The organism is Xanthobacter wiegelii (assembly GCF_043193855.2).
In the GTDB taxonomy this organism is placed as follows: Bacteria; Pseudomonadota; Alphaproteobacteria; order Rhizobiales; family Xanthobacteraceae; genus Xanthobacter; species Xanthobacter flavus_A.
The window spans coordinates 3,518,379-3,541,109 of record NZ_CM195529.1 but is presented as its reverse complement, the minus strand read 5'-3'; the positions used below and the strand labels follow the sequence as shown (position 1 = coordinate 3,541,109).

General features: G+C 69.4%; 22 protein-coding genes, 2 pseudogenes and 1 riboswitch. Of the genes and pseudogenes, 10 read left to right on the top strand and 14 right to left on the bottom strand.

The genetic code is table 11. From position 1 onward, the window contains the following. Positions 1-9: 9 nt before the first annotated feature. The 3 genes from V5F63_RS16485 to V5F63_RS16475 form a co-directional block, all read right to left on the bottom strand. The gene (locus V5F63_RS16485; protein WP_394100852.1) at positions 10-2,001 is read right to left on the bottom strand and encodes a branched-chain amino acid ABC transporter ATP-binding protein/permease; all 1,992 of its coding nucleotides are present in this window, start codon (positions 1,999-2,001) and stop codon (positions 10-12) included. A 5-nt stretch (positions 2,002-2,006) separates the two neighbouring features. Further along, complete coding sequence (locus tag V5F63_RS16480; protein ID WP_029554861.1) at positions 2,007-2,906, bottom strand: branched-chain amino acid ABC transporter permease; 900 nt, start codon at positions 2,904-2,906, stop codon at positions 2,007-2,009. A gap of 305 nt (positions 2,907-3,211) precedes the next feature. Further along, on the bottom strand, positions 3,212-4,432 hold the full coding sequence (locus V5F63_RS16475) for an ABC transporter substrate-binding protein (protein WP_209484107.1): 1,221 nt from the start codon (positions 4,430-4,432) through the stop codon (positions 3,212-3,214). 329 nt (positions 4,433-4,761) lie between these two features. Continuing rightward, a riboswitch (cobalamin riboswitch) is annotated at positions 4,762-4,959 on the top strand. Positions 4,960-5,065: 106 nt separating this feature from the next. On the opposite strand from V5F63_RS16475, the gene V5F63_RS16470 reads away from it, so the two are divergent. From V5F63_RS16470 to V5F63_RS16445, 6 genes and pseudogenes are all read left to right on the top strand, one after another. Beyond that, positions 5,066-7,051: a TonB-dependent receptor plug domain-containing protein gene (locus tag V5F63_RS16470; RefSeq protein WP_394100853.1), complete on the top strand. Its 1,986-nt coding sequence runs from the start codon at positions 5,066-5,068 to the stop codon at positions 7,049-7,051. A 55-nt stretch (positions 7,052-7,106) separates the two neighbouring features. Beyond that, positions 7,107-7,979, top strand: a complete 873-nt coding sequence (locus V5F63_RS16465) for an ABC transporter substrate-binding protein (RefSeq protein WP_394100854.1) — start codon at positions 7,107-7,109, stop codon at positions 7,977-7,979. Beyond that, positions 7,979-8,965 (top strand): FecCD family ABC transporter permease, encoded by a 987-nt coding sequence (locus V5F63_RS16460; protein ID WP_394100855.1) that lies wholly within the window; start codon positions 7,979-7,981, stop codon positions 8,963-8,965. The genes V5F63_RS16465 and V5F63_RS16460 overlap by 1 nt, the downstream gene beginning before the upstream one ends. Next, positions 8,962-9,717 (top strand): ABC transporter ATP-binding protein, encoded by a 756-nt coding sequence (locus V5F63_RS16455; RefSeq protein WP_394100856.1) that lies wholly within the window; start codon positions 8,962-8,964, stop codon positions 9,715-9,717. Before V5F63_RS16460 ends, V5F63_RS16455 begins: the two co-directional genes overlap by 4 nt. Before the next feature lie 154 nt (positions 9,718-9,871). Further along, positions 9,872-10,744 carry an undecaprenyl-diphosphatase UppP gene (gene uppP, locus V5F63_RS16450; RefSeq protein WP_394028115.1) on the top strand — a complete coding sequence of 291 codons (873 nt, stop codon included), beginning with the start codon at positions 9,872-9,874 and terminating at the stop codon, positions 10,742-10,744. 28 nt (positions 10,745-10,772) lie between these two features. After that, positions 10,773-10,910: pseudogene (locus V5F63_RS16445) on the top strand (cation transporter); the annotation flags it as partial. A gap of 8 nt (positions 10,911-10,918) precedes the next feature. Here V5F63_RS16445 and V5F63_RS16440 read toward each other — a convergent pair. Continuing rightward, entirely contained in the window at positions 10,919-12,073 is a 1,155-nt protein-coding gene (locus V5F63_RS16440) for a glutathionylspermidine synthase family protein (protein ID WP_394100857.1), read from the bottom strand. After that, entirely contained in the window at positions 12,073-12,663 is a 591-nt protein-coding gene (locus V5F63_RS16435; protein WP_394100858.1) for a DUF1190 domain-containing protein, read from the bottom strand. The genes V5F63_RS16440 and V5F63_RS16435 overlap by 1 nt, the downstream gene beginning before the upstream one ends. Positions 12,664-12,931: 268 nt before the next feature. On the opposite strand from V5F63_RS16435, the gene V5F63_RS16430 reads away from it, so the two are divergent. After that, positions 12,932-14,251: an MFS transporter gene (locus V5F63_RS16430; protein WP_394100859.1), complete on the top strand. Its 1,320-nt coding sequence runs from the start codon at positions 12,932-12,934 to the stop codon at positions 14,249-14,251. Here the strand turns inward: V5F63_RS16430 and V5F63_RS16425 are convergent. From V5F63_RS16425 to V5F63_RS16410, 4 genes are read right to left on the bottom strand one after another with little or no spacing between them, the layout of a single operon-like run. Further along, positions 14,164-14,631 (bottom strand): nuclear transport factor 2 family protein, encoded by a 468-nt coding sequence (locus tag V5F63_RS16425; RefSeq protein ID WP_394100860.1) that lies wholly within the window; start codon positions 14,629-14,631, stop codon positions 14,164-14,166. The genes V5F63_RS16430 and V5F63_RS16425 overlap by 88 nt on opposite strands. Then, positions 14,628-15,026 carry a VOC family protein gene (locus V5F63_RS16420; protein WP_394028118.1) on the bottom strand — a complete coding sequence of 133 codons (399 nt, stop codon included), beginning with the start codon at positions 15,024-15,026 and terminating at the stop codon, positions 14,628-14,630. The genes V5F63_RS16425 and V5F63_RS16420 overlap by 4 nt, the downstream gene beginning before the upstream one ends. Before the next feature lie 7 nt (positions 15,027-15,033). Further along, positions 15,034-15,507, bottom strand: a complete 474-nt coding sequence (locus V5F63_RS16415) for a cupin domain-containing protein (RefSeq protein ID WP_209484084.1) — start codon at positions 15,505-15,507, stop codon at positions 15,034-15,036. 51 nt (positions 15,508-15,558) lie between these two features. Continuing rightward, positions 15,559-16,380, bottom strand: a complete 822-nt coding sequence (locus tag V5F63_RS16410; protein WP_394100861.1) for a crotonase/enoyl-CoA hydratase family protein — start codon at positions 16,378-16,380, stop codon at positions 15,559-15,561. An 83-nt stretch (positions 16,381-16,463) separates the two neighbouring features. On the opposite strand from V5F63_RS16410, the gene V5F63_RS16405 reads away from it, so the two are divergent. From V5F63_RS16405 to V5F63_RS16395, 3 genes are all read left to right on the top strand, one after another. After that, positions 16,464-17,174, top strand: coding sequence for a TetR/AcrR family transcriptional regulator (locus V5F63_RS16405; RefSeq protein ID WP_394100862.1), 711 nt, complete (start codon positions 16,464-16,466; stop codon positions 17,172-17,174). Between the two features lie 67 nt (positions 17,175-17,241). Beyond that, positions 17,242-18,216 (top strand): aldo/keto reductase, encoded by a 975-nt coding sequence (locus V5F63_RS16400; protein ID WP_394100863.1) that lies wholly within the window; start codon positions 17,242-17,244, stop codon positions 18,214-18,216. 168 nt (positions 18,217-18,384) lie between these two features. Beyond that, positions 18,385-18,543 carry a hypothetical protein gene (locus V5F63_RS16395; protein WP_209484076.1) on the top strand — a complete coding sequence of 53 codons (159 nt, stop codon included), beginning with the start codon at positions 18,385-18,387 and terminating at the stop codon, positions 18,541-18,543. 16 nt (positions 18,544-18,559) lie between these two features. Here V5F63_RS16395 and V5F63_RS16390 read toward each other — a convergent pair whose 3' ends face one another. The 5 genes and pseudogenes from V5F63_RS16390 to V5F63_RS16370 all read right to left on the bottom strand — a co-directional run bounded on the left by V5F63_RS16390 (position 18,560) and on the right by V5F63_RS16370 (position 22,672). Then, on the bottom strand, positions 18,560-19,381 hold the full coding sequence (locus V5F63_RS16390) for an alpha/beta fold hydrolase (RefSeq protein WP_209484074.1): 822 nt from the start codon (positions 19,379-19,381) through the stop codon (positions 18,560-18,562). After that, positions 19,381-20,097 carry an ABC transporter ATP-binding protein gene (locus V5F63_RS16385; RefSeq protein ID WP_394100864.1) on the bottom strand — a complete coding sequence of 239 codons (717 nt, stop codon included), beginning with the start codon at positions 20,095-20,097 and terminating at the stop codon, positions 19,381-19,383. The genes V5F63_RS16390 and V5F63_RS16385 overlap by 1 nt, the downstream gene beginning before the upstream one ends. After that, positions 20,090-20,761: pseudogene (locus tag V5F63_RS16380) on the bottom strand (ABC transporter ATP-binding protein); the annotation flags it as partial. The pseudogene V5F63_RS16380 and the gene V5F63_RS16385, both read right to left, overlap by 8 nt. 64 nt (positions 20,762-20,825) lie before the next feature. Continuing rightward, positions 20,826-21,815 (bottom strand): branched-chain amino acid ABC transporter permease, encoded by a 990-nt coding sequence (locus tag V5F63_RS16375; RefSeq protein WP_209484070.1) that lies wholly within the window; start codon positions 21,813-21,815, stop codon positions 20,826-20,828. After that, positions 21,812-22,672, bottom strand: a complete 861-nt coding sequence (locus tag V5F63_RS16370) for a branched-chain amino acid ABC transporter permease (RefSeq protein WP_394028123.1) — start codon at positions 22,670-22,672, stop codon at positions 21,812-21,814. The genes V5F63_RS16375 and V5F63_RS16370 overlap by 4 nt, the downstream gene beginning before the upstream one ends. Between the last annotated feature and the right edge of the window lie 59 nt (positions 22,673-22,731).

The following is a 22,731-nucleotide window of genomic DNA, read 5'->3' as shown; positions in this document are numbered from 1 at the left end:
GCGATCTCCTCATTCCGCCGCAGCGGCGGCGCCGCCGAGATAGGCCTCGATGACGCGCTCGTTGGCCTGCACCTCGGCTGGCTTGCCCTCGGCGATCTTCTGGCCGAAGTCCAGCACTGTCACCGTGTCGCACAGGCCCATCACCACATCCATGTGATGCTCGATGAGCACGATGGTGAGCCCCGCGTGGCGCACCTTCTTGATGATCTCCACGAGGTGCTTGATGTCCGGCGCGGTGAGGCCGGCGGCGGGCTCGTCGAGCAGCAGAAGGGCGGGGTCGAGGGCCAGTGCGCGGGCGATCTCCAGCAGGCGCTGCTTACCATACGGCAGGTTGCGCGCCTCCTCGTTGGCAAGGTCCGCGAGGCCGACGAAGGCGAGGAGGCTCATGGCCCGCTCGCGCGCCGCCTTCTCCTCCCGCCTTATGCGCGGCAGGCCCAGCGCCACCTCGGCGAAGGTCGCCTGATAGGTGTGGTGGAGGCCCACCAGCACGTTCTCGATCAGGGTCAGCTCGGCGAAGAGCTGCACGTTCTGGAAGGTGCGGGCGATGCCCTCGCTGGCGATGTCGGAAGAGGTCTTGCCGGCCATGTCCTGCCCCTTGAACCGGACGGCGCCGGCGGTGGGCACATAGATGCCGGTGAGCACGTTCATCATGGTGCTCTTGCCCGAGCCGTTCGGCCCGATGAGGCCGTGGATGGTGCCGGGCTTCACCTCGATGGAGACCTGATCCAGCGCCCGCAGGCCGCCGAACTGCATCACCACATTGTCCACGTGGAGCAGCACGCCCGAATGGCCTTCGTGGGAGGCGGTGACCGCCTTGCCGTGGGTGTCGGCGTGGATGACGGCGTGGGACTGCACGAGGCTCGGCCAGAGCTGTGCGGCGGCGCGCTTGAGGAAGCCGACGATGCCGTCCGGCAGATAATAGACCACGAACAGGATCATCACGCCGAAGACGGCGAGCTTGTAGTCGGTGATCTTCTGCAGCAGCATCGAGAAGACGAAGAAGGCGAGGCACAGCACCACGGGAATGGCGTTGCGCACGCGGTTCTCCGGATCCTTCACGAAGGCCCGCGCGCCGGCGATGACGGCGATGAGCGCGATGGTGCCGGCGATGTAGCGGAACAGCTCGATGTCGGACAGCAGGTTCGGCAGGAACACGATGATGACCGCGCCGAGGATCGGCCCCAGCCGAGACTTGCGCCCGCCCACCGTGACCGCCAGCAGGAACTGCACCGACAGCTCAAAGCCGAAATTGTTCGGCGCGATATACTGCTCCGAATAGGCGAACAGCGCCCCCGCGAGGCCGGCGAGGCCGGCGGAGATCACGAAGGCCAGCACCTTGTGCTTGTAGACCGACACGCCCATGCAATCGGACGCGATGGGGCTGTCGCGCAGCGCCTCGAACGCCCGGCCGAGGTGGGAGGCGAGGATGCGGTTGATGATGATGAGGGTGAGCACCAGCGCGATGGCGGCGATGTAGTAATATTCCACTTCCTTCATGCGCTTCAGCGACATGTCGAACAGCGGAATGGTGTCGCCGAGCCACCTGAGGTCGATGAAGAGGGGCGTCGTCAGCTTGATGCCGAGGGGACCGTTGGTGAGATCCGTCATCTCGTTGATGAGGATCTGCACGATGGTGCCGAAGGCCAGCGTCACCATGGCGAGATAGGGGCCGGTGACGCGCAGCGCCGGCAGCGCCAGCACCACGCCGAACAGGCAGGCGACGACGATGGCCAAGGGCAGCGCCGGCCAGAAGCCGATGCCGAAATGCATGGCGAGGCAGCCGGCCGTGTAGGCGCCGATGCCGAACAGCGCGGCATGGCCGATGGACACCTCGCCCGTATAGCCGAACACCACGTCGAGCCCGAGCAGCAGGATCGAGAAGATGGCGATGGTCACCAGCAGGTGGAGATAATAGGGACTCGTCACCACGAACGGCAGCACGACGAGCACCGCGAGGCCGAGGAGCGACCCCGTGGAGGAGAGGAGGCGGCGCGCGAGCATGGGGCTCAGACCTTCTTGATGGTGGCGCGGCCGAACAGGCCCGAGGGCTTCAGCGAGAGCACCAGCAGCAGCAGCACGAGGCCCGGCACGTCCTTGTAGCCGGTGGAGATGTAATAGCCGGTGAGCGTCTCGGTGATGCCGAGGATGAGGCCGCCGACGATGACGCCCATGCCGCTCGACAGGCCGCCGATGATGGCCACCGCGAACGCCTTCAGCCCCAGCACCGCGCCCATGGTGGCGCCGGTGAGGGTGACGGGGGCGATGAGCACGCCGGCGAAGGCCGCGGTCATGGAAGAGAGTGCGTAGGAGAAGGTGATGACGCGCCGCGTGTCGATGCCCATCAGGCCCGCCGCGTCGCGGTCATTGGCGGTGGCCACCACGGCCTTGCCGAAGATGGACCGCCGGTTGAAGATTTCCACCGCCAGCATGATGGCGAGCGCGCCGATGACGATGGCGATCTCCATGGGCTGGATGCGCACCGGCCCGATGGTGAGCGCCGCCTCCGGCAGCGGGGAGGGGAAGCGCAGCGCGTCGCGGCCCCAGATGTTCTCGGCGAGGTTGCGGAAGATGATGCCCAGCGCGATGGTCGCCATGATCCAGCCGGCTTCCGACTTCGCCTTCACCGCCTGCCGCACGCCGAGCCATTCCACCACCGCGCCCTGCGCGAGGCCGAAGGCGAAGACGATGGGCAGCATGAGCAGGTAGGCCCACAGGGTGCCGAGCGCCTGGCCGATGAGGAAATTGATGGTGGTGAGGCCCACCAGCGCGCCCAGCATCAGGGCCTCGCCCTGGCCGAAGTTCAGGGTCTTCGAGGTGGCGAAGGTGAGCTGATAGCTGAAGGCGATGACGCCGTAGATCATGCCCACGGCGATGCCGCTCACGATGAGCTGCGAGAGGACGTTCATGACGATCTCCGGAAGGGGGCGCGGCCCCCGCGTCACGGCAGGGTTCCGGGCGAACCGGCCGCCGTGCTCGATGGCGCGGCGATCCGAATGGTGTGGGGTGAAGGATGGGGAGAGGGGCGGGTTATGAACCGACACCCCACCCAGTTCCGTCATGCCCCGGCTCGTCCGGGGCATCCACTTCGCCGCCTGGTCAGCTCTTTGTTACTTCGCAGGCCGCCAGGTCACCCCGTGGATCCCCCGGACAAGCCGGGGGATGACGGCGCACAAAATGGCCGGGTCAGCTAATGGACGCGGCCCGGTCAGCCTCAGTTCTTCGCCTTCACCCGCACCGCCTTGTCGCCGGCGATGTCTTCGGGGTGGGCGGCGACCACGCGGCCGTCCTTCACGAGGCCGAACACCGGGATGTTGGCGGTGATGGCCTCGTGGTCGGTGGCGGAGAAGGGCTTGTCGTAGACGGTGACCACGCCCTCGACCTTGGTGCTGAGGTTTTCCAGCGCCTCGCGGACCTTGCGGCCGTCGGTGGAGCCCGCCTGCTTGATGGCGGCGGCGAGCAGCAGCACCGAATCATAGCCCTGCGCGGCCGAGACCGGCGAGGGCATGCGATCGATCTTGTAGGCGGCCTGATAGGCCTCGATGAAGGCCTTGCGCTTGGGGGTGTCCGGCAGCTGGATGAAGGTCTGCGGCATCATCGCGCCGTTGCCGTTGGCACCGGCGGTGTCGATGAAATTGGCCATGGAGAGCGTCCACGAGCCGATCATGGGCACCTTCCAGCCGAGCTTGGCCATGCCGTTGGCGATCTGCGCCAGTTCGGGGCCGATGGCGTAGGTCAGCACCACGTCGGCGCCGGCCTCCTTGGCGCGCAGCAGCTGCGCGGTCATGTCGGTGTCGCCGATGTTGAACTTCTCTTCGGCGACCGGCTTCACGCCCATGGTGGCGAGGGCCTTCACGAGGTCGGCGCGGCCGAGCTGGCCGTAATTGGTCGAGTCGGCGAGGATGGCCGGCTTCTTGAAGCCCTGCCGCTTCACCGCCTCGTCGGCGATCATGGCGCTCTGGATGGCGTCGTTGGCGGAGGTGCGGAAGATGTAGTTGTTCTTGTTGTCCGGCGGCACGAACTGCTTGGAGATGAGGGTGCCGGTGGCCACGTTGTTGATCACCGGAATCTCGGCTTCCTGATAGAAGCGCTGGGAGGCCAGCGCCACGCCGGTGTTGATGTAGCCGAGGGTGGCGACGACGCCTTCCTTGTTGATGAGCTCCTGGGCGATCTGCACGCCCACCTCGTTCTTGGCCTCGTCGTCACGCTCGACGAGCTGGAGGGGACGGCCCAGTACGCCGCCGGCCTTGTTCACCTCATCCACGGCGAGCTTCACGCCGTCGCGCATGCTCACGCCCATGGAGGACGAGCCGCCGGTGAAGGGGCCGGTGAGTCCGATTTTGATGGGGTCGGCGGCGTAGGCTGCGCCGGAAAAGGCAAGCCCGAAAACGGCAACGCCTGCGGCCAAAGCCGCGACCATGCTCCTCAGTCGCATCTTCTACTCCCTGTGTGTCCGATTATTCGGTTATTATACTTTAGTAGTGCCCACCCTCCCGCAGGACGGGGCGGCTCTCAATCGTTTAAGCGAATTGAGAACCGTGCGCTACCATAACCTAGCGGAAGGAGGGTCGAGCCTTTGCTGGTGCCGTTTTTGCAGGCAGTCGCATGCAGAATTTGCGGCGCGGTGGTGGTTTCGGACCACGCGTTTGGTGAAGCAAAGCGCAAGATGTGATCGCTACGCTCGCGGTTGCGCGAGGTCTTTCCGCAGTTGCGTTCAAGTTTTTGCAGATGCGAAGGATTCGTTGACGCGAGGGACCGCCCCCGCCTATGGTCGTGGCGACGGTTCCCGCAAGGGATCAAAAGGGAACGCGGTGCTCCGGCCTTGCCGGATATGCCGCGGCTGCCCCCGCAACTGTAAGCGGCGAGTCCTCTGCCATCAGCCACTGGGTCGCAAGGCCTGGGAAGGCGGCACAAGGGCGGCGACCCGCGAGCCAGGAGACCTGCCGTCAGCCGTGGTCACGCGCGAGCACATCGGGCGGGGTTCTCCTGATGGCGGTTTTGTCCCGGTCCGATAGGGCCGGGCATGCCTCGTTCGCGGTGACGGACCACCCGTGCCGTCGAGTTCCTCATGCCGTCCCTTTTCCCGTTCCGATCCCGCCGCGCGCTGCCGGCCGCGGCCCTGCTGGCTCTTGCCTGCGTTCCCTCCGCGCTCGCCCAGACCCAAAATCTGAATGCAGACGACCAGAATGCCGGCGACCTGCCGGAACTGGTGGTCAGCGCCACCGGCATTCCCACCCCCGAGACCGAGGTGGCGAGTTCGGTCAGCATCGTCACCGAGCAGGACATCGCCCGCAACCAGCAGCGCACCTTGCCGGACGTTCTGCAATCCCTGCCCGGTCTCAACGTGGTGCAGACCGGCGGGCCGGGGGGCACCACCTCGGTGTTCATCCGGGGCACCAATTCCAACCATGTGAAGGTGCTGATCGACGGCATCGACGCCGGCAATCCGGCCGCCACCAACGGCGCGTTCGATTTCGGCAAGCTGCTCGCCTCCGATCTCGAACGCGTGGAGGTGCTCCGCGGCCCGCAATCCGGCCTCTACGGCTCGGACGCCATCGGCGGCGTCATCTCCATCACCACCAAGAAGGGCGAGGGGCCGCCCAAGGTGTCGGCCTATGTGGAGGGCGGCGCGCTCGGCACGTTCAACCAGTATGCGAGCCTCACCGGCTCCACCGAGAAGCTGGCCTATTCGTTCAACGTCACCCACTTCTCCTCCACCGATATTCCGGTGACGCCGCAGAACATTGCCCCGCCCTTCTGGCCGCGCAATCCCAATGCCTATGACAACTGGACCTACTCCACCCGGCTCGACTGGCAGGCCACCGAGACGCTCGCGGTGAATTTCGTCGCGCGCTACATCGACACCAGCCTCGCCTTCACGCCGGATACTTTTCCCCCGCCCACCTATGCCGGCCTTCCCGCGGCGCTGCGCTCCACGTCCTATACGGGCATGTTCTTCACCAAGGGGGAGGGCGTGTGGACCGCGTTCGATGGCGCCCTCGTCACCACATTCGGCGCGAGCGAGATGACCTCGTCGAGCCCCACGGTGGGGCCGAACCCGGACGTGAACGGCACCTATGACGGCGACCGGCAGGTCTATTACGTGCGCTCCAACTATCTTGTCGCACCTGGCCAGAACCTGCTGGTGGGCGCGGAGCGGCGGAACGAGGCCATGACCTCTTCCACGGCCTACACCACGGTTGACGCCTCCACCGGCGACACGGGCGTCTATGCCGAATACCAGGGCAATCTCTGGAACCGGCTCTTCTTCGCCGCCAACGTGCGCTACGACAGCGACGACAGCTTCGGCGACCACACCACCTACCGCCTCGCCCCCGCGCTGCTGTTCGACGAGACGGGCACCAAGCTGAAGGCGAGCTACGGCACCGGCTTCAAGGCGCCCACGCTCTACCAGCTCTACGCGCCCTATTATGGCAATGCGAGCCTCCAGCCGGAGGAGAGCGAGGGCTGGGATTTAGGCTTCGAACAGAAGGCGTTCGCGGAGCGGGTGCTGTTCGGGGTGACGTACTTCCACAACACCATCACCAACCTCATCAGCTACGATCCGGTGACGTACCAGAACGTCAACATCTCCAGCGCCGTCTCGCAGGGCGTGGAGGCGTTCGTGTCGGTGAAGGTGACGGACCGGATCGACGCGCGGGTGGACTACACCTACACCGACGTGGTGGGTTCTGTGCCGCCCGGCCAGCCCTTCGGCGCCGCCTGCGCGCCCATCGACGCCACCTCCTGCTATCCCCTGCGCCGGCCCAACAACAAGGTGAGCCTGACGCTCGGCTGGCGGCCCACCGATGAGCTCGATCTGGCGGCGAGCCTCGTCTATGCCTCCTCCTGGTGGGACATCGTGCGCCTCACGTCGAACTACATCGACCAGCCCGGCTACACGGTGGTGAACCTGGCGGCGAACTACCGGCTCAATGCCGCCACCAGCGTGTTCGGGCGCATCGACAATCTGTTCAACCAGACCTACGAGAACCCCAACGGCTTCCTCGCCCCCGGCTTCGGCGCCTATGGCGGGGTGAGGCTCACATGGTGAAGCGCATGGTGAGACGGTGAGGTTCGCGGCGGCCGGGCTTTTCCCGGCGGCTCTCTTGGCCGCTCTTCTCGCCTGCGCCCCGGCGCGGGCGGAGGAAGCCCCTGTTCCGCCACATGCCCGGCCCCGCGTCGTCTCGCTCAACCTGTGCACGGACGAAATGGCCCTCCGGCTCGCCGATGCCGGGCAGGTGCTCTCCGTCACCCATCTGGCGCGCGACCCGCTCTCGTCCAACGTGGCGGACCTTGCGCGCGCGGTCCCGGTCAATCGCGGGCTGGCGGAAGAGGTGGTGCCGCTGAAGCCGGACCTGGCGCTGGCCGGCGCCTACACCACGCGCACCGCCACCGCCATGCTGCGCCGACTCGGCTTCGAGGTGCTTGAACTGGCCGAGCCGCAGACGCTCGACGAGGCCTACGCCCAGATCCGCATGGTGGCCGAACGCCTCGGCGTGCCGGAGCGGGGCGCGGCCATGGTGCGGGAGATGGAAGCGGCCTTCGCGCGCCTGCCGCCGGTCGCGGGCGAGCGCCCGACCGCCGTTGTTCTGCGCCCCAACGGCTTCACCACCGGGCGCGGTTCTCTGGCGGACGAACTGATGGCGAAGGCCGGCCTCGCCAACCTCGCCGCGCGTCTGCCCACGGACAAGATGGGCCAGCTGGCGCTGGAGGAGATCGTGCGCGCCGCGCCCGACCTCGTGGTGGTGAATGCTGATGAGGCGGCGCCGCCGTCGCTGGCAGACGCGCTGCTGCACCATCCGGCTCTCGCCCCCTTCAAGGACCGCACGCTCGCTTTGCCGCTCAGGCTGTGGACCTGCGCCGGGCCGGACCTTGCCGAGGCGGCGGCGCTGCTCGCGAAGGCGCGGTCACGCATCTCCGGGCCGGACGCCGCGCGGCCTCCCCATCTGCACCACGCCGCCGCCGAGGGGACGCGCTGATGCCCTCGCGCGTCGTCCTCGGCCTCGGCCTTCTGGTGCTGCTGCTGTTCTGCGCCTCGGTGGCGGTGGGCTATGCCCCGCTCGACCTTGGCGCTGCCTTCGGTGATCTCCTCGCCGGCCGGCCGAGCGTGGCCGCGCTGGTGCTGTCGGAGCTGCGCCTGCCGCGCGCCATCCTCGGCGCGGCGGTGGGCTTCAGCCTCGGCCTCACCGGGGCGGCCTTGCAGGGGCTGATGCGCAATCCTTTGGCCGATCCCGGCGTGGTGGGCGTCTCTGGCGCGGCGGCGCTGGGGGCGGTGATCGCCTTCTATTTCGGCTTCTCCACCTCCTTCGCGCTGGCCCTGCCGCTGGGCGGGCTGGTAGGCGCCGCCGCCGCGACTGCCGTATTGCTTGCCCTCGCCGCGCGGGGCGCGGGGACGGTGATGCTGATCCTCGCCGGCGTCGCCTTGTCCAGCCTCGCCGGCGCGCTCACCGCGCTGGCGCTGAATCTGGCGCCGAGCCCCTATGCGGCGCTGGAGCTGGTGTTCTGGCTCATGGGCTCGCTGGCCGACCGCAGCCTTGTGCATGTGGCGCTGGCGCTGCCCTTCATGGCGGTGGGCTGGGTATTGGTGCTCGCCACCGGCCCGGCGCTCGATGCGCTGACATTGGGCGAGGACGCCGCCGAAAGCCTCGGCTTCCCGCTGCGCCGGGTGCGCCTCCTCGTCATCGGCGGCACGGCGGCTGCGGTGGGGGCGAGCGTGGCGGTGGCGGGGGCCATCGGCTTCGTCGGCCTCGTGGTGCCCCATCTGGTGCGCCCGCTGGTCGGGCACCGGCCGGGACGGCTGCTGGCCGCGAGCGGGCTCGCGGGCGCGGCGCTCACCCTCGGCGCGGACATCGCGGTGCGCCTCGTGCCCACCCGGCCGGAGCTGCAGCTCGGCGTGGTGACGGCGCTCATCGGCGCGCCCTTCTTCCTCGTGCTCCTCGCGCGGCTCAGGGGGAGGGAGGCATGAGGCTTGACGCCCGTTCCGTCACCGTCACGCGCGGCGCCGCGACGCTGGTACGCGATCTCAGCCTCGCGGTTGAAGGCGGCACCTTCCTCGGCCTCCTCGGCCCCAACGGCGCCGGCAAGACCAGCCTGATGCGGGTGCTCGCCGGCCTCGAGACGCCGGCCGCCGGCCATGTGCTCTATGACGGACGCAGCGGTGCCGAGATCGGTCGGCGGGGGCTCGGGCGGACCATCGCCTATCTCCCGCAGGATGGCCGCATCCACTGGCCTCTGCCGGTGGAGGAGGTGGTGGCGCTGGGGCGCCTGCCCCATGGCGCGGCGGTCGTGGACGATGCCGCGCGCCGGGCCATGGCGGCGGCCGGGGTGGAAGGGCTTGCCCGCCGCTCGGCCGATACCCTCTCCGGAGGCGAGCGGGCACGGGTGCTGCTCGCCCGCGCGCTGGCGGTGGAGGCGCCGATCCTCCTCGCAGACGAGCCCTCCGCCGCGCTTGATCCGCTCCACCAGCTGGAGGTGATGGCCCTGCTGCGCGACACCGCCCGGCGCGGTGCCGTGGTGGTGGCGGTGCTGCACGATCTCACCCTCGCCGGCCGCTTCTGCGATCGGCTCGCCTTGATGAAGGACGGCCGCCTCCTCGCCGAGGGCACGCCGACAGAGGTGCTCGACGACGCTTATCTCGCGGACGCTTTCGGCGTGGATGCCGTGCGCCTCACCCATGCCGGCGAGACGGTGGTGCTGCCGTGGGCGCGGCGGGAGTAGGGCCGCGGCAGGACATCCGTCGCCCTTCCGCAACGGGACTGCGGTGACAACGCGCACCCTGTCCGGTTTCGTCCCCGGCGCGAAGCGGATAGCAACGAAGGCCTTCAGTTTTTCCCGTCCCCCGCCGTCCTCACAGCAAGCGGAAACCGACACCATGGCCAGCGTCTGCACCAGCGGGGTGGACACCGGGTTCGTCGCCCTCGGCACCGGCAAGGTCGCCATCCTCGGCGTCGTGCAGGGCATCACCGAGCTTTTGCCCATCTCCTCCACGGCGCACATGCGCCTCGTGCCGGCGCTGCTCGGCTGGCCCGATCCCGGCTCCGCCTTCTCGGCGGCCATGCAGCTCGCCGCTTTGTTCGCGGTGGTGACCTATTTCTGGAGCGATCTGCGGGCGCTCGCCTGCGGCTCCCTCTCCGCCGTGCGGGCCGGAGATTTCACCGCCCACGCGCCGAAGACGGTGCTCGGCATCATCCTCGGCACCATCCCCATCGTCATCGGCGGCGTGCTGCTGAAGGACAAACTCAATGCCTGCGGCTCGCCCCTGCGCGAGCTGTGGGTCATCGGCGCGGCGAGCCTTGTCATGGGCCTGCTGCTGGGCATCGCGGAAATGACCAGCCGCCACACCCGCACCTTCGCGCAGATCAGGCTCCCCGACGCGCTTGTGGTGGGCCTCGCGCAGGTGGGCGCGCTCATTCCCGGCGTGTCGCGCTCGGGCTCGACGCTGACGGCGGCCATGTTCCTCGGCCTGCGCCGGGAGGATGCCGCGCGCTTCTCCTTCCTGCTCGGCCTGCCGGCCATCTTCGCGGCGGGCGTGAAGGAATTGCTGGAGCTGCACCACGCCGGCCTCGACATGCAGGGCTGGGAGGTGCTCGGCGTCGGCCTCCTCACCGCCTCGCTCTCCGCCTTCGTCGCCATCTGGACGCTGATGCGGGTGATGGAGCGCCTCTCCTCCTGGCCCTTCGTGTTCTACCGCGTCGGCATGGGCGTGTTCCTGCTGGTGGCGGTGTGGCGGGGCGTGCTCTCCTGAGCCTGTCCGGCGGGTCTCGACACATGGCGCGCCTCGGGTCACCGCCTTCCTCTGGCGCTCGGCCTGGCCGGACCTCATCGTCGGCCTCGCCATCGCCGCCCTCAACCTCGATGCCGCACGGGACGTGGGGGAGGCCGCCCGCGAGGAGCACCGCGCCGAGCCGTGAGGGCGGGCTCAGCCGTCGATGATGTGCGGCACGAAGCGGGAGAGGTTGGCGGTGATGGGGGAGGCGTCCTCCCTGATGCCGATGCCGCAGGCGGTGTCGCCGACGATCCAGCTGCCGATCACCGCATATCCGTGGGCGGATTCAAAGAGCGGGGCGGCCGCCTGCACCACATGGCCCTCTTCGCCGTAGGGTCCGGGCGTCGTCTGGGCTCGGCCGCCGCGCACCAGCGTCACGTTCTCGCCTTCGCGGGAGAACAGCGGCTTCACCACGTGATCGCCCAGCGCGTCGGCGCGGGGGTCTCCGGCGAAATAGGCCGGCAGCAGGTTGGGGTGGCCGGGGAACATCTCCCACAGCAAGGGCAGGATGGCCTTGGTGGAGAGCATCGCCTTCCACGGGGGCTCAATGAAGGCGCAGCGGGCGCCGGCGAGGTGTACGGCGAAAGCCTCGTCGAACATCCATTCCCACGGATAGAGCTTGAACATCCACGAGATGACGAGATTGTCGAGATCGATGAAGCGTCCGCGCACATCGACGCCGATGTCGGCCATGTTGACGAGCTGCACCCGGTTGCCGGCCTGCTGCGCGCAATCTGCGAGATAGGCCAGTGTGCCGCCGTCCTCCACATCGTCCAGCATGCCGGCGAGGTGGAGGCGCGGCGCGGTGCCCATGGCGGCGAACTGCGCCACGAGGCGTTCGTGCACCGAATTGAACTGGTCGGCGCCGGAAGGAACGATGCCGAGGCCGCGCGCCTCCTCCAGCCAGATCCACTGGAAGACGGCGGCTTCATAAAGGCCGGTGGGGGTGTCGGCGTTGTATTCCAATAGCTTGGCCGGCCCCGTGCCGTCGTAGGCGAGATCGAAGCGGCCGTAGAGCGTGGGGTCGGCGGCGCGCCACGAGGCCGCCACCAGATCGCGATGAGCCTCCGGCACGCCAAGCCGGGCCATGACGCGCGGGTCCGCCACCGCCCGTTCGGCGAGGGCGAGGCACATCTGGTGGAGGTCGCGGCTGGGGTCCTCAATGGCGTCCTCGATCTCGGTGAGGGAGAACGAGAACATGGCGCTCTCATCCCAATAGGGCGCGCCATACATGTTGGCGAAGTGGAAGCCGAGCCGTTGCGCCGTCGCCCGCCAGTCCGGGCGCGGGGAGATGGAATGGCGCCGCATCAGGAGCCGCCGCCTTTTCCCCCGCCGCCCTTGCCGCCGCTGCCATGGGCACCGAACCCGCCGCGTCCCCCCGCGCCGATGCCCTTGCCGCCGCCCACCGTCGTCGGGCCGAGGGCCATGCCGCCGCCGCCTGCGGGACCGACGCCGGCACTGACGCGAGTGAAGGCGGAGAGCTGCCGGTAGGAGGTCGGATCCTTCAGGGAGCGATAGAGCGGCGTGCCCACATTCGCCTCGCGGCCGGGCAGCGCCTGGCTGAGAAGAAAGCCGGTCATGAGCGGCACCACCACGTCCGCGAGGGTGCCGTCGAACCGTTTCACCACCGTGAAGTCGCAGGCGCTGTCGGTGGCGCGCTCGCACTCGGCGCGGGAGGTGAAGCGCGGCGCGGTCTGCGCATGGGCGCGCTGCGCCTCGGCATAGGCGGTTGCGCAGGTCTGCGCCGGCACGTCGTCGGCGACGCACTGGCGCACCGCGTCCGCGTGATTGCCTTCATAGACGAGTTCGGCGGTCTCATCGGGGCCGCTGCAGGCGTAGAAGGTCAGCACCGTCCCGCCGAGGAACAGGCCAAGGCTGATCTGAGTAGACCGCTTCATCGCGCCGCGTCCCTCCGAACTCCCCCCGCGCGCCAGCCCCCGCACAAAGGTCCCCCGCACGGCGGAGGGGGAACCTAAGGTTGTCTCCTCCCAACGTAAAGCGGAATCGGATGACGCGGCGTCCGCTACGCCGGCGAAATTGGCTGCGCGGCGAGCTGGATCTGGAGCGTATCCGGCGGCGTTGTCACGCTGCCGCTGTGTCGTGCCTGATGGCGGGACGATTCGGCCGCTTTTCCGCGTAGGGGTTGGACGAGTTGGGGGGCTGCCGATGGTCGCGGGTGATGTTCAGGCGGTGGGGCAGGGTGGCGGCGCAGCGGCCCATCCGGGGCCATCGCGCCGCGCCATGCTGGGGCTCGACGCGCTCAACTTCTTTCTCGCCGACGTGCGCGACGGGCTCGGGCCCTATCTCGCCATCTATCTCCTCGCCGTGCGCGGGCCGGAGCAGGGCTGGACGGAGGCCACCGTCGGCTTCGTGATGACCATCGCCGGCCTCACCGGCCTCCTCGCCCAGACCCCGGCCGGCGCGCTCATCGACAGCAGCCGCAACAAGCCGGCCATCGTGATCGCCGGCGCGCTGGCCGTGACGCTCGCCTGCCTCTCGCTGCCCTTCCTCTCCAATTTCTATCTGGTGGCGGGCAGCCAGTCGCTGGCGGCCATGGCGGGGGCCATCTTCCCGCCCGCGCTCTCGGGCATCACGCTGGGCCTCGTGGGGCAGAAGGCGTTCGCGCGGCGCATCGGGCGCAACGAGGCGTTCAACCATCTCGGCAACGCCGTCTCCGCCGCCATCGCCGCCGGAACCGCCGTGCTGTTCGGTCCCATCGTGGTGTTCTGGCTCATGGCGGTGCTGGCCGCGTGCAGCATCGGCGCCATGCTGGTGGTGCCGCGCCGCGAGATCGACGACACGCTGGCCCGCGGCCTCGCCCACGATGCCGCCCACCACGAACATCCGTCGGGCCTGAAGACTCTCCTGTCGAGCCGGCCACTGCTGATCTTCGCGCTCACCTGCTTCCTCTTCCACCTCTCCAATGCGGCCATGCTGCCCACCACCGGGCAGTTGCTCACCTATGTGGTGGGCAAGGAGCAGGCGACCTCGCTCATCGCCCTGTGCATCGTGGCGGCGCAGTGCGTGATGGTGCCCATGGCGATCATGGTCGGCGCGAAGGCGGATGCGTGGGGACGAAAACCCATCTTCCTCGTCGCCTTCGCCGTGCTGGCGCTGCGCGGCGCGCTCTACACCCTCTCCAGCGATCCGTTCTGGCTGTTCACCGTGCAGTGCCTCGACGGTGTGGGCGCCGGCATCTTCGGCGCGCTCTTCCCGGTGGTGGTGGCGGACCTGACGCACGGCACCGGGCGCTTCAACGTGAGCCAGGGCGCGGTGGCCACGGCGCAGGGGCTGGGCGCGGCCTTCTCCGCCTCCATCGCCGGCGTGACCATCGTCGCCGCCGGCTACAGCGCCGCCTTCCTCACCCTCTCCGCCATCGCGGCAGCCGGCTTCCTGCTCTATCTCTTCGCCATGCCGGAGACGGGCGCCGCGGCCTCGGAGGCGCCCGCCGCGCCGCCGCCCGGCAGCGCGACCGTATCGCCATAGAGCGCTTCGGCCTCGACCTTCAACCCGCCGCGGAAGACGAAGATCTCGCATGCGCGGCGGGTGGCGTCGCCCAGCGTCGCCTCATAGTGGACCACCATGCGCTGGCCCGGCTCGTCGCAGATGGCGGCGAGGAGATGGAACTCCAGCCGCTCGATCCGCCCCAGCGCCTCTTGCCAATAAGCTTCGATAGCCGGGCGGCCTTCCAGTGTCGCGCATCCCGTCACTTGCAGGGCGATGGGGCTGCGGAAGCGGGCGTGGTCGGCGAAGGCGGAGAGGACCGCCTCCACGTCGCGCCGGTTCCAGGCGGCGATCCAGGCCTGTGCGTGGGCATGCATCTGCTCACGGGTGAGCGTCACGTCGGGAGCCTCCGGTTGGCTCATGCGCCCTCCGCCGCATGGCAGCAGACGCAGATCTTGTTGCCGTCGCGGTCGCGGAAATAAGCGCCATAATAGTTGGGGTGATACTGGGGCCTGCGGCCCGGGGCGCCTTCGTCCGTTCCGCCAGCGGCGAGCGCCATGCGGTGGATGTCGTCCACGCTCGCCCGGTCCGGTGCGAGCAGGGCGACCATGGCGCCGTTGCCGGGCGTGGCGGGACCGCCATCGAACGGCCGGCTCAGCAGGAACAGGGGAAACCGCTCCGGCCCCGGCTGCCATCCGGCCTTCCCGTCGGCGGCATCGAAGAAGCGCAGGCGCCAGCCGAGGCGCGCCATCAAAGGATCGTAGAAGGCTTTCGCGGCAACGATGTCGTTGGTGCCGACATTGACGTGGGAAATCATGCGGGCCTCACCATGGCGTGCCGTCCTTGCGGGTGAAGGACCAGCCGGTGGCGGAGAATTGCGCCACGAGATCGTCCTCGGGATAGGTGCCGGCATCCTCGGGATCGCGGTCGCCGATTTCCAGATAGCGGACGTCCGCCGCGCTTTGATTGACGAGGTGATGGGCGAGGCCGTTGGCCGGAAAGCCGATGCACATGCCGGGCGAGAGCGGGAACTCGCCCTCGTCCGTGCGCAGGGTGGGCGTGCCTTCGAGGATGTAGACGAACTCCTCCGACCGGCTGTGCCGGTGGAGCAGCGCGGACTGTGCCCCCGGCGCCAGCGTGGTGAGGTTCACACCGAACCGGGAGAGGCCGAAGGCGTCGCCCAGCTGCCGCTTCTCTCGCCCCGCCATGCGCGCCGCGAAGGGGGCGGGGTAGTTCGACGGCTTGGTGCGCGGCGGCACGTCCTTGGCGACGAGCGGCGTGCGTGCGGGCTCTGTCATTGAATTCTCCTCACGGATGATGGGACGGGACGGCGACGGGGGCGACATGATTCAGCCGGCCGCCGTTGCTGTCCAGACGCCGGGATAGGTCGGCGCGCGGCGGGCGATCCAGGCGTCGAGGCCCGCGCGCAGGTCGGCGGTGGGGGCCACGCGGGCGAATTGCTCGGCCTCCACCAGCAGGCCCTCGGCGATGGGCACATTGATGCCCCGCGTCACCGCCGTGAGGATGGTCGAGACCGCGAGCGGCGAGTGGACGAGGATGCGCTCCAGAAGGTCGCGGGCGCGGGGCATCAGTTCGTCGTGCGGCACCACGGCATTCACGAGGCCCAGCTCCAGCGCGCGCCGGGGCGTGAAGGGTTCGCCGGTGAGCAGCAGTTCCATGGCCCGCTTGCGGCCGGCGAGGCGGGGCAGGCGCTGGGTGCCGCCGAAGGTGGGTGGCATGGCGAGCAAGATCTCGGGCTTGGCGAACACCGCGCGGTCGCTGGCGATGGCGAGCGGCGCCGCCTCCGTCACCTCGCACCCGCCGCCATAGGCGAGGCCGTTGACCGCCACCACCAGCGGCTTGCGGAAGGCTTCCACCCGCGCCGTCAGCCGCTGGCCGCGCGCCACGAAATCCCGCAGCGCGGCCTCGGGGCTCTCCGCCACCGAGCGGGAGAATTCCGGAATGTCGCCGCCCGCCGAGAAGGCGCGTCCGGTGCCGGTGAGGATGACGCCGCGGATGCCGGCGTCGCCCTCGATGGCGTCGAGGTGGCGCAGGAGGGTGTCGATGGTGTCGTAGCTCAGGGCGTTGAGCTTTTCCGGACGGTTGAGGGTGAGGGTGGCGATGGCGCCGTCCACCGTCTTCAGCACAAGCGCCGTCTCGTTCGCGTTCATGGATGGCTCCTCGTTCAGCGAGGCGCCGACCATGCGCGCGGCGGCCGGTTGAGTATACTCACTGTACGGTATACCTTGCGGCCATGCCGAAGCCCCCGAATGCCCGCGTTCAAGACAAGCGCGCCCAGGAAAAGCGCGCCCACGATGCCCGTTCTCAGGACCGACGCGCCCAGGACGGACGCGCCCAGGACATCCGCGCCCAGAACATCCGCGCCAAGGACACACGGGCGAACATCGTCCAGGCCGCCTCGAAGCTGTTCTATGCGGAGGGGATCGGCCGCGTGAGCATGGATGCGGTGGCGGAGAAGGCGGGCGTCACCAAGCGCACGCTCTATTATCATTTCGACAGCAAGGACGACCTCGTCGCCGCCTATCTCGATGCCCGCGACCAGCCCAACCTGACGCAGATGGCGGGGTGGTTCGCTGCCGCCGAGGGCGGGGCGGACGCGAAGGTCGCGGCCATCTTCGCGGCCCTCGCCAAGAGCGCGCGGCATCCCAAGTGGAAGGGCTGCGGCTTCCTGCGCACCACGGCCGAACTCGCCGCCCTGCCCGGACATCCGGCGGTGAAGATCGGCGCCCGCCACAAGGCGGCTTTCGCGACGTGGCTGGCGGGCGAGCTGGAATCCGCCGGCTTCGATGCGCCCATGGCGCTGGCGCGGCAGATCCTGCTGCTGCTGGATGGCGCCTTCTCCGCCTCGCTGGTGCATCGCGATGCCAGCTGGTTCGAGGAGGCGGGCGCCGCCGCCGGCGCCTTGGTGCGCGCCCATCCGCGCGCGAAGAGCGCGGTATCGTGATGCATTGAGCGCTTGCATGTCCCGCCGCGGCGGCCATGGTGGGCGCCTTCATCGCGGGAGACGGCCATTGGACTACGTGAAATTCGGCGCGACCGGCCTTGAGGTCTCGAAGCTGTGCCTCGGCTGCATGACGTTCGGCGAGCCCGGCCGGGGCTCCCACGCCTGGACCCTGAAGGAAGAGGAGAGCCGCCCCCTCATCCGCCAGGCGCTCGACCTCGGCATCAATTTCCTCGACACCGCCAACGTCTATTCGGATGGCACGTCGGAAGAGATCGTCGGCCGCGCGCTGAAGGATTTCGTGCGGCGCGAGGAGGTGGTGCTCGCCACCAAGGTGTTCAACCGCATGCGCCCCGGCCCCAACGGCGCAGGCCTCTCGCGCAAGGCCATCATGGCCGAGATCGACGCCAGCCTGCGCCGGCTCGGCACCGACTATGTGGACCTCTACCAGATCCACCGCTTCGACCACGCCACCCCCATCGAGGAGACGCTGGAAGCGCTGCACGACGTGGTGAAGGCGGGCAAGGCGCGCTACATCGGCGCCTCCTCCATGCCGGCGTGGCGCTTCGCCAAGGCGATCTACATCGCGCGCCTCAACGGCTGGACCCGCTTCGTGAGCATGCAGAACCACATGAACCTCCTCTATCGCGAGGAGGAGCGGGAGATGCTGCCCTTGTGCATCGAGGAGGGCGTGGCTGTCATCCCCTGGAGCCCGCTGGCGCGCGGCCGGCTGGCGCGGGCGTGGGACGAGGCGACCTATCGGCTTGAAAGCGACGAGTTCGGCAAGACGCTCTATGTGGCGGGCGACCGGGAGGTGGTGGACGCGGTGGGCGCCATCGCCGCCGCGCGGGGTGTGCCGCGCGCGCAGGTGGCCCTCGCCTGGATGCTGCAGAAGAAGGGCGTCACCGCGCCCATCATCGGCGCCTCCAAGCCCGGCCATCTCACGGACGCGGTGGCCGCCCTCTCGCTGGTGCTGACGGGCGAGGAAGTCGCGGCGCTGGAAGCGCCCTACGTGCCGCACGGCGTCGCCGGCTTCACTGACTGAGCCGCCGCGCCCGCCGTGGCGAAAAGATCACGTTTCGTCGATCTGTGGGCGGCGACCCCGCCCGCAGCAAAGACGCCGCTTTCCTGTCGAAATTCCGCCCGGGGTCCGGAGCATCACCACGACACGGCGAGGGGGCTCGCGGCAGTATCTTGATCCTGGACCAGACCCATGAAGGGCATCGCTTTCGGAATAATCCTCACCGCCGTCGCCGCGCTCCTGAGCGTGTGCGTCACCTTGCTGTTCGGCGGCAGCGGCGGCCTCAACTTCCTGCTCGCGCTCGGCTTCACGCTGGTGGCCCTGGCCATCGACGTTCCCACCGTCGCCTGAGGATCGGCCGCGCCGATCAGTGTGCCCTTGCGGCGACGGCCCCGGTCCTGGGGGCCTCCAGCGCGCGGGCAAATCCGGTGAGCAGCACCGCCACCTCGGTCGGCGCCTGAAGCGTTGGCACATGGGCGCAGTCGGCGATCTCGTGGAACGTGCCGCGCGGTACGAGATCGGCCAGTTCCCGCGCCATCAGCGGCGGCGTCGCCGCATCGTGCGTCCCGGCGCAGGCGAACACCGGCACGGCGAGCCCCCCGGCCGCCTCCCTCAGATCAAGCGTCGCCAGAATTCCGCAGGCCTCGCGGAAGACCTCCGGATCGGTGGCGACGAAAGCCGCCCGGCGTTCCGCCAGCGTCTGCGGCACACGTGCCGCCATGGCGGCCGGGAAAAGGCGCAGCATGGCGGTCTGCGCGATGGATTCGAGGCCCTCGCCGGCCGCCTTGGCGGCCATGAAGCGGAAGGCGCCGCGCCCCTCCTCGGTGAAGCCGGCGCCGCAGCCGGCGAGAAACAGCCCGCTGGACAGGTGCGGATGGCGAAGCGCCGTGGCGAGGGCGAGGAACGAGCCATAGCCGTTGCCGAACAGGATGGGCGTCTCGCCGGGGCAGGCCGCCGCCACCGCCGCCGCGACCGCATCCGCCTGTCCGTCCAGTCCTCCCTCGACACGCGGCGAGCCGCCGAAGCCGGGCAGATCGAGCAGCACCAGCCGGAAGCTGTCCGACAGCAGCGGCACCATGGGTTCCAGGCTGCCGCGATCGGACAGGAGCGAGTGCAGGAACACGATGCTGGGGCCGGTGCCGGTGACGTGCGCGGAGAGGCCGGCGGCGCTTGTGTTGGCGGTGAGCATCAGTGCACTCCCAGATGTTGGGCCATGAGGGCGGGGTCATCGGCGAGGACCTGAGGCGGCCCGCGCCAGACCACCTCCCCGGAGGAGAGGACCACGCAGGTGTCGGCGAGCCGCAGCGCCAGCGGCAGATTGTGTTCCACGAGGAGGATCGAGAGCCCCGCCTGCTTCAGCGCGGCGATGGCATCCGCCACCTCGGCGACGATCTGCGGCGCGAGGCCTTCCGCCGGCTCGTCCAGCAGCAGCACGCGCGGATTGGTGACCAGCGCCCGGGCGATGGCCAGCATCTGCTGCTCGCCGCCGGACATGGAGCCGGCGAGCTGCCGGCGCCGTTCCTTCAGGCGGGGAAACAGCGTCTCCACCGAGGCGATGTCGAACACCCGCGCCGCCTTGTGGCGCGGCGGCCGGTAGGCGATGGCGAGATGCTCCTGCACGGTCAGCGACGGGAAGATGCGCCGCCCCTGCGGCACCAGCCCCACGCCGAGCCGGCAGATGACCTCGGGCTTGCGGTTCTCCAGCGACGTGCCGAACAGATCGATGCGCCCCTGCCGGGCGTCCAGCAGCCCGGCGATGGCGGAGAGGGTCGTGGACTTGCCCGCGCCGTTGCGGCCGAGCAGGGCGGTGACCGCGCCTTCCGCGCAGGCGATGTCGAGCCCGCGCACGGCGCAGATCTCGCCGTGATAGACGTGGAGATTGGACAAAGTGAGGGCTTCAGGCACCGAGATACACCTCCCGTGTGCGGGGATCGGCGGCGATGTCGGCGCGCGATCCGGTGGTCACGACACGGCCGTGATGGAGCAAGGTGATGCGCTCGGCGAAGGCGAGGGCGACATCCATGTCGTGCTCGATGAGCACCACGGTCATCTCCTCCGGCAAATTGGCGAGGAGGTCCTGCACCATCACCCGCTCGTCGCGGGAGAGGCCGGCGAGGGGCTCGTCCAGCAGCAGCACGCGCGGGGCGAGGGCGAGGGCCATGGCGATCTCCAGCCGCCGCCGGTCGCCATAGGCGGTCTGGGACACGGGACGGTCCGCGAGATCGGCGAGCTTCACCCGGTCGAGGATGGCGAGCGCCTCCGACCGCAGCGACGCATCGGCATTGAAGGGCGCCCAGGCGCGCCACTTCTCGCGGCGCAGACCGTTCAGGGCCAGCATCACGTTCCGGCAGATGGTCTCGTGCGGGAAGAGCGTGAGGATCTGGTAGGTGCGCGCGAGGCCATGGCCGGTGCGCTTGCGGGGCGGCAGGCCCACCAGCTCCGATCCGAACAGGCGGATGGAGCCGCCGGTGGGGGTGAGGTCGCCGCAGATCAGGTTGAACAGCGTGGTCTTGCCCGCGCCGTTGGGGCCGAGCAGCAGATGCCGCTCGCCGGGCATGATGTCGAGGCTGACATCGGCGACGGCGGGCAGGCCGCCGAACTGCTTCGTCAGGCCGTCGATGCGCAATGCGGGCTCAGCCATCGGCGCGCTCCCTCGGCACGAGCTTGGGGGCGGGGGCCGCCGGCTTCATGCGCTTCAGCCATGCGGTGAGGCGGTTGAAGCCGGGCACGATGCCGTCGGGCATTAGCAGGACGATGACGACGAAGGTGAAGCCGAGCAGCATCACCCAGCGGTCGATCCAGATGGAGGCGAGGTTCTTCAGCAGCACCACGAGCGCCGCGCCGATGAGCGGGCCGGCCAGCGTGCCGGCGCCGCCCGCCACCACCATCAGCAGCACCTCGGCGGAGGCGGTCACCGCCATCATGTGCGGGCTGACGAACTGGTGGTACCAGGCATAGAGCAGCCCGGCGGCCGCGCCCCAGGCGGCGGCGAGCATCCAGGCGACGAAGCGGATGCGCCACACGTCGTAGCCCACCGCCCCCATGCGGCGGGGCTGGTCCCGCGTGCCGCGCAGCGCGACGCCCAGCGGGCTGTCGAAGAAGCGGCCGAGCTGGATCAGCGCCAGCGCCAGCACGGCGAGGCACAGCCACAGGAAATATTCCGGCTTTTCCAGCGGCAGCCACGCGCCGCCGGGGCGCGGCACGCCGGACAGGCCGTTGTCGCCGCCCGTCACCGAGGTCCAGCGATAGGCCGCGCCCCAGACGATCTGGCACAGCGCCATGGTGATCATCACGAAGCCGAGGCCGGTGGTGCGCAAGGCGACGAGGGCGAACAGCGCGGACACCGCCAGCGTCCCGCCCAGCGCCAGCAAGGCCGCTGCCACGGGATCGATACCGCCCACGGTGGAGAGCCACGCCACCAGATAGGCGGTGAGGCCGGGGAAGACGGCGAAGCCCAGCGAGTTCAGCCCGGCGTGACCCACCAGCACGTTGAGCCCCAGCGCGCCGATGGCGGCGATGGCCACCTGGCTGGTGAGGTTCACATAGAAGGGCGAGGTGGAGAAAAGCGGCACCATGGCCATGGCGGCCAGCGCCACCGCGAAGGGAAGGACGCGCGCGCTCATCCGAGCCTCCGGCCGAACAGGCCCTGCGGCGCCACGGAGAGCACCAGGATCATGGGCAGGAACAGGATCACATAGGCAAGGTCGGGCACGAGCACCTGTCCGAACGTGTAGATGAAGCCGATGGCGTAGGCGCCGACGAACGCCCCGGCGAGGCTCCCGGCGCCGCCGAGGATGACAACCAGCAGGGCCAGCGGCAGCATGTCCTGGTCGAGGCTGGGATAGACCGAGAGGATGGGGCCGCCGATGACACCGCCGAGGCCCGCCAGAGCGGTGCCGAGGCAGAAGACGGCGGTGAAGAGGGTGGAGGCGGAGACGCCGATGGCGCGGGCCATGCCCACGTCGTCCACCGCCGCGCGGATCATGGCGCCGGCGCGGGTGCGCTCCACCAGCAGCCACAGCCCCAGCGCCACCGCCGCCGAAGCGCCGATGACGAACAGCCGGTAGCGCGGGAACACCGCGTCGCCGATGCGCACGGCGCCGGAGAGTTCGGGCGGCGGCGGCAGGCGCATGGGGTCGCCGCCCCACATCATCAGGCAGGCGTCGGCGATGATGAAGGCGAGGCCCAGCGTCAGCAGCACCTGGGGCAGGGTGCGCCCGGCGAGGCGCCGCAGCAGCGTGCGCTCGATGATGCCGCCGAGCAGCCCCACCGCCACCGCGGCCGAAGCCGCCGCCGCCCAGAAGCCGAAGCCGGCCTTCACGGCGGCAAGGCCGAGATACGCGCCCAGCATGAACAGCGCGCCATGGGCGAGGTTCGCCACCCGCATCAGCCCGAAGATGAGGCTGAAGCCCGACGCCAGCATGAACAGGAGCCCGCCGAGCGCGAGGGCATTGAGGCTTTGGCTGACCCAGAAGGTCATGATTGGTCCTCGGAAAGGAAAGGAGATTGTCCGGCGACGCGGAGCAGCCCGTCGTCCCC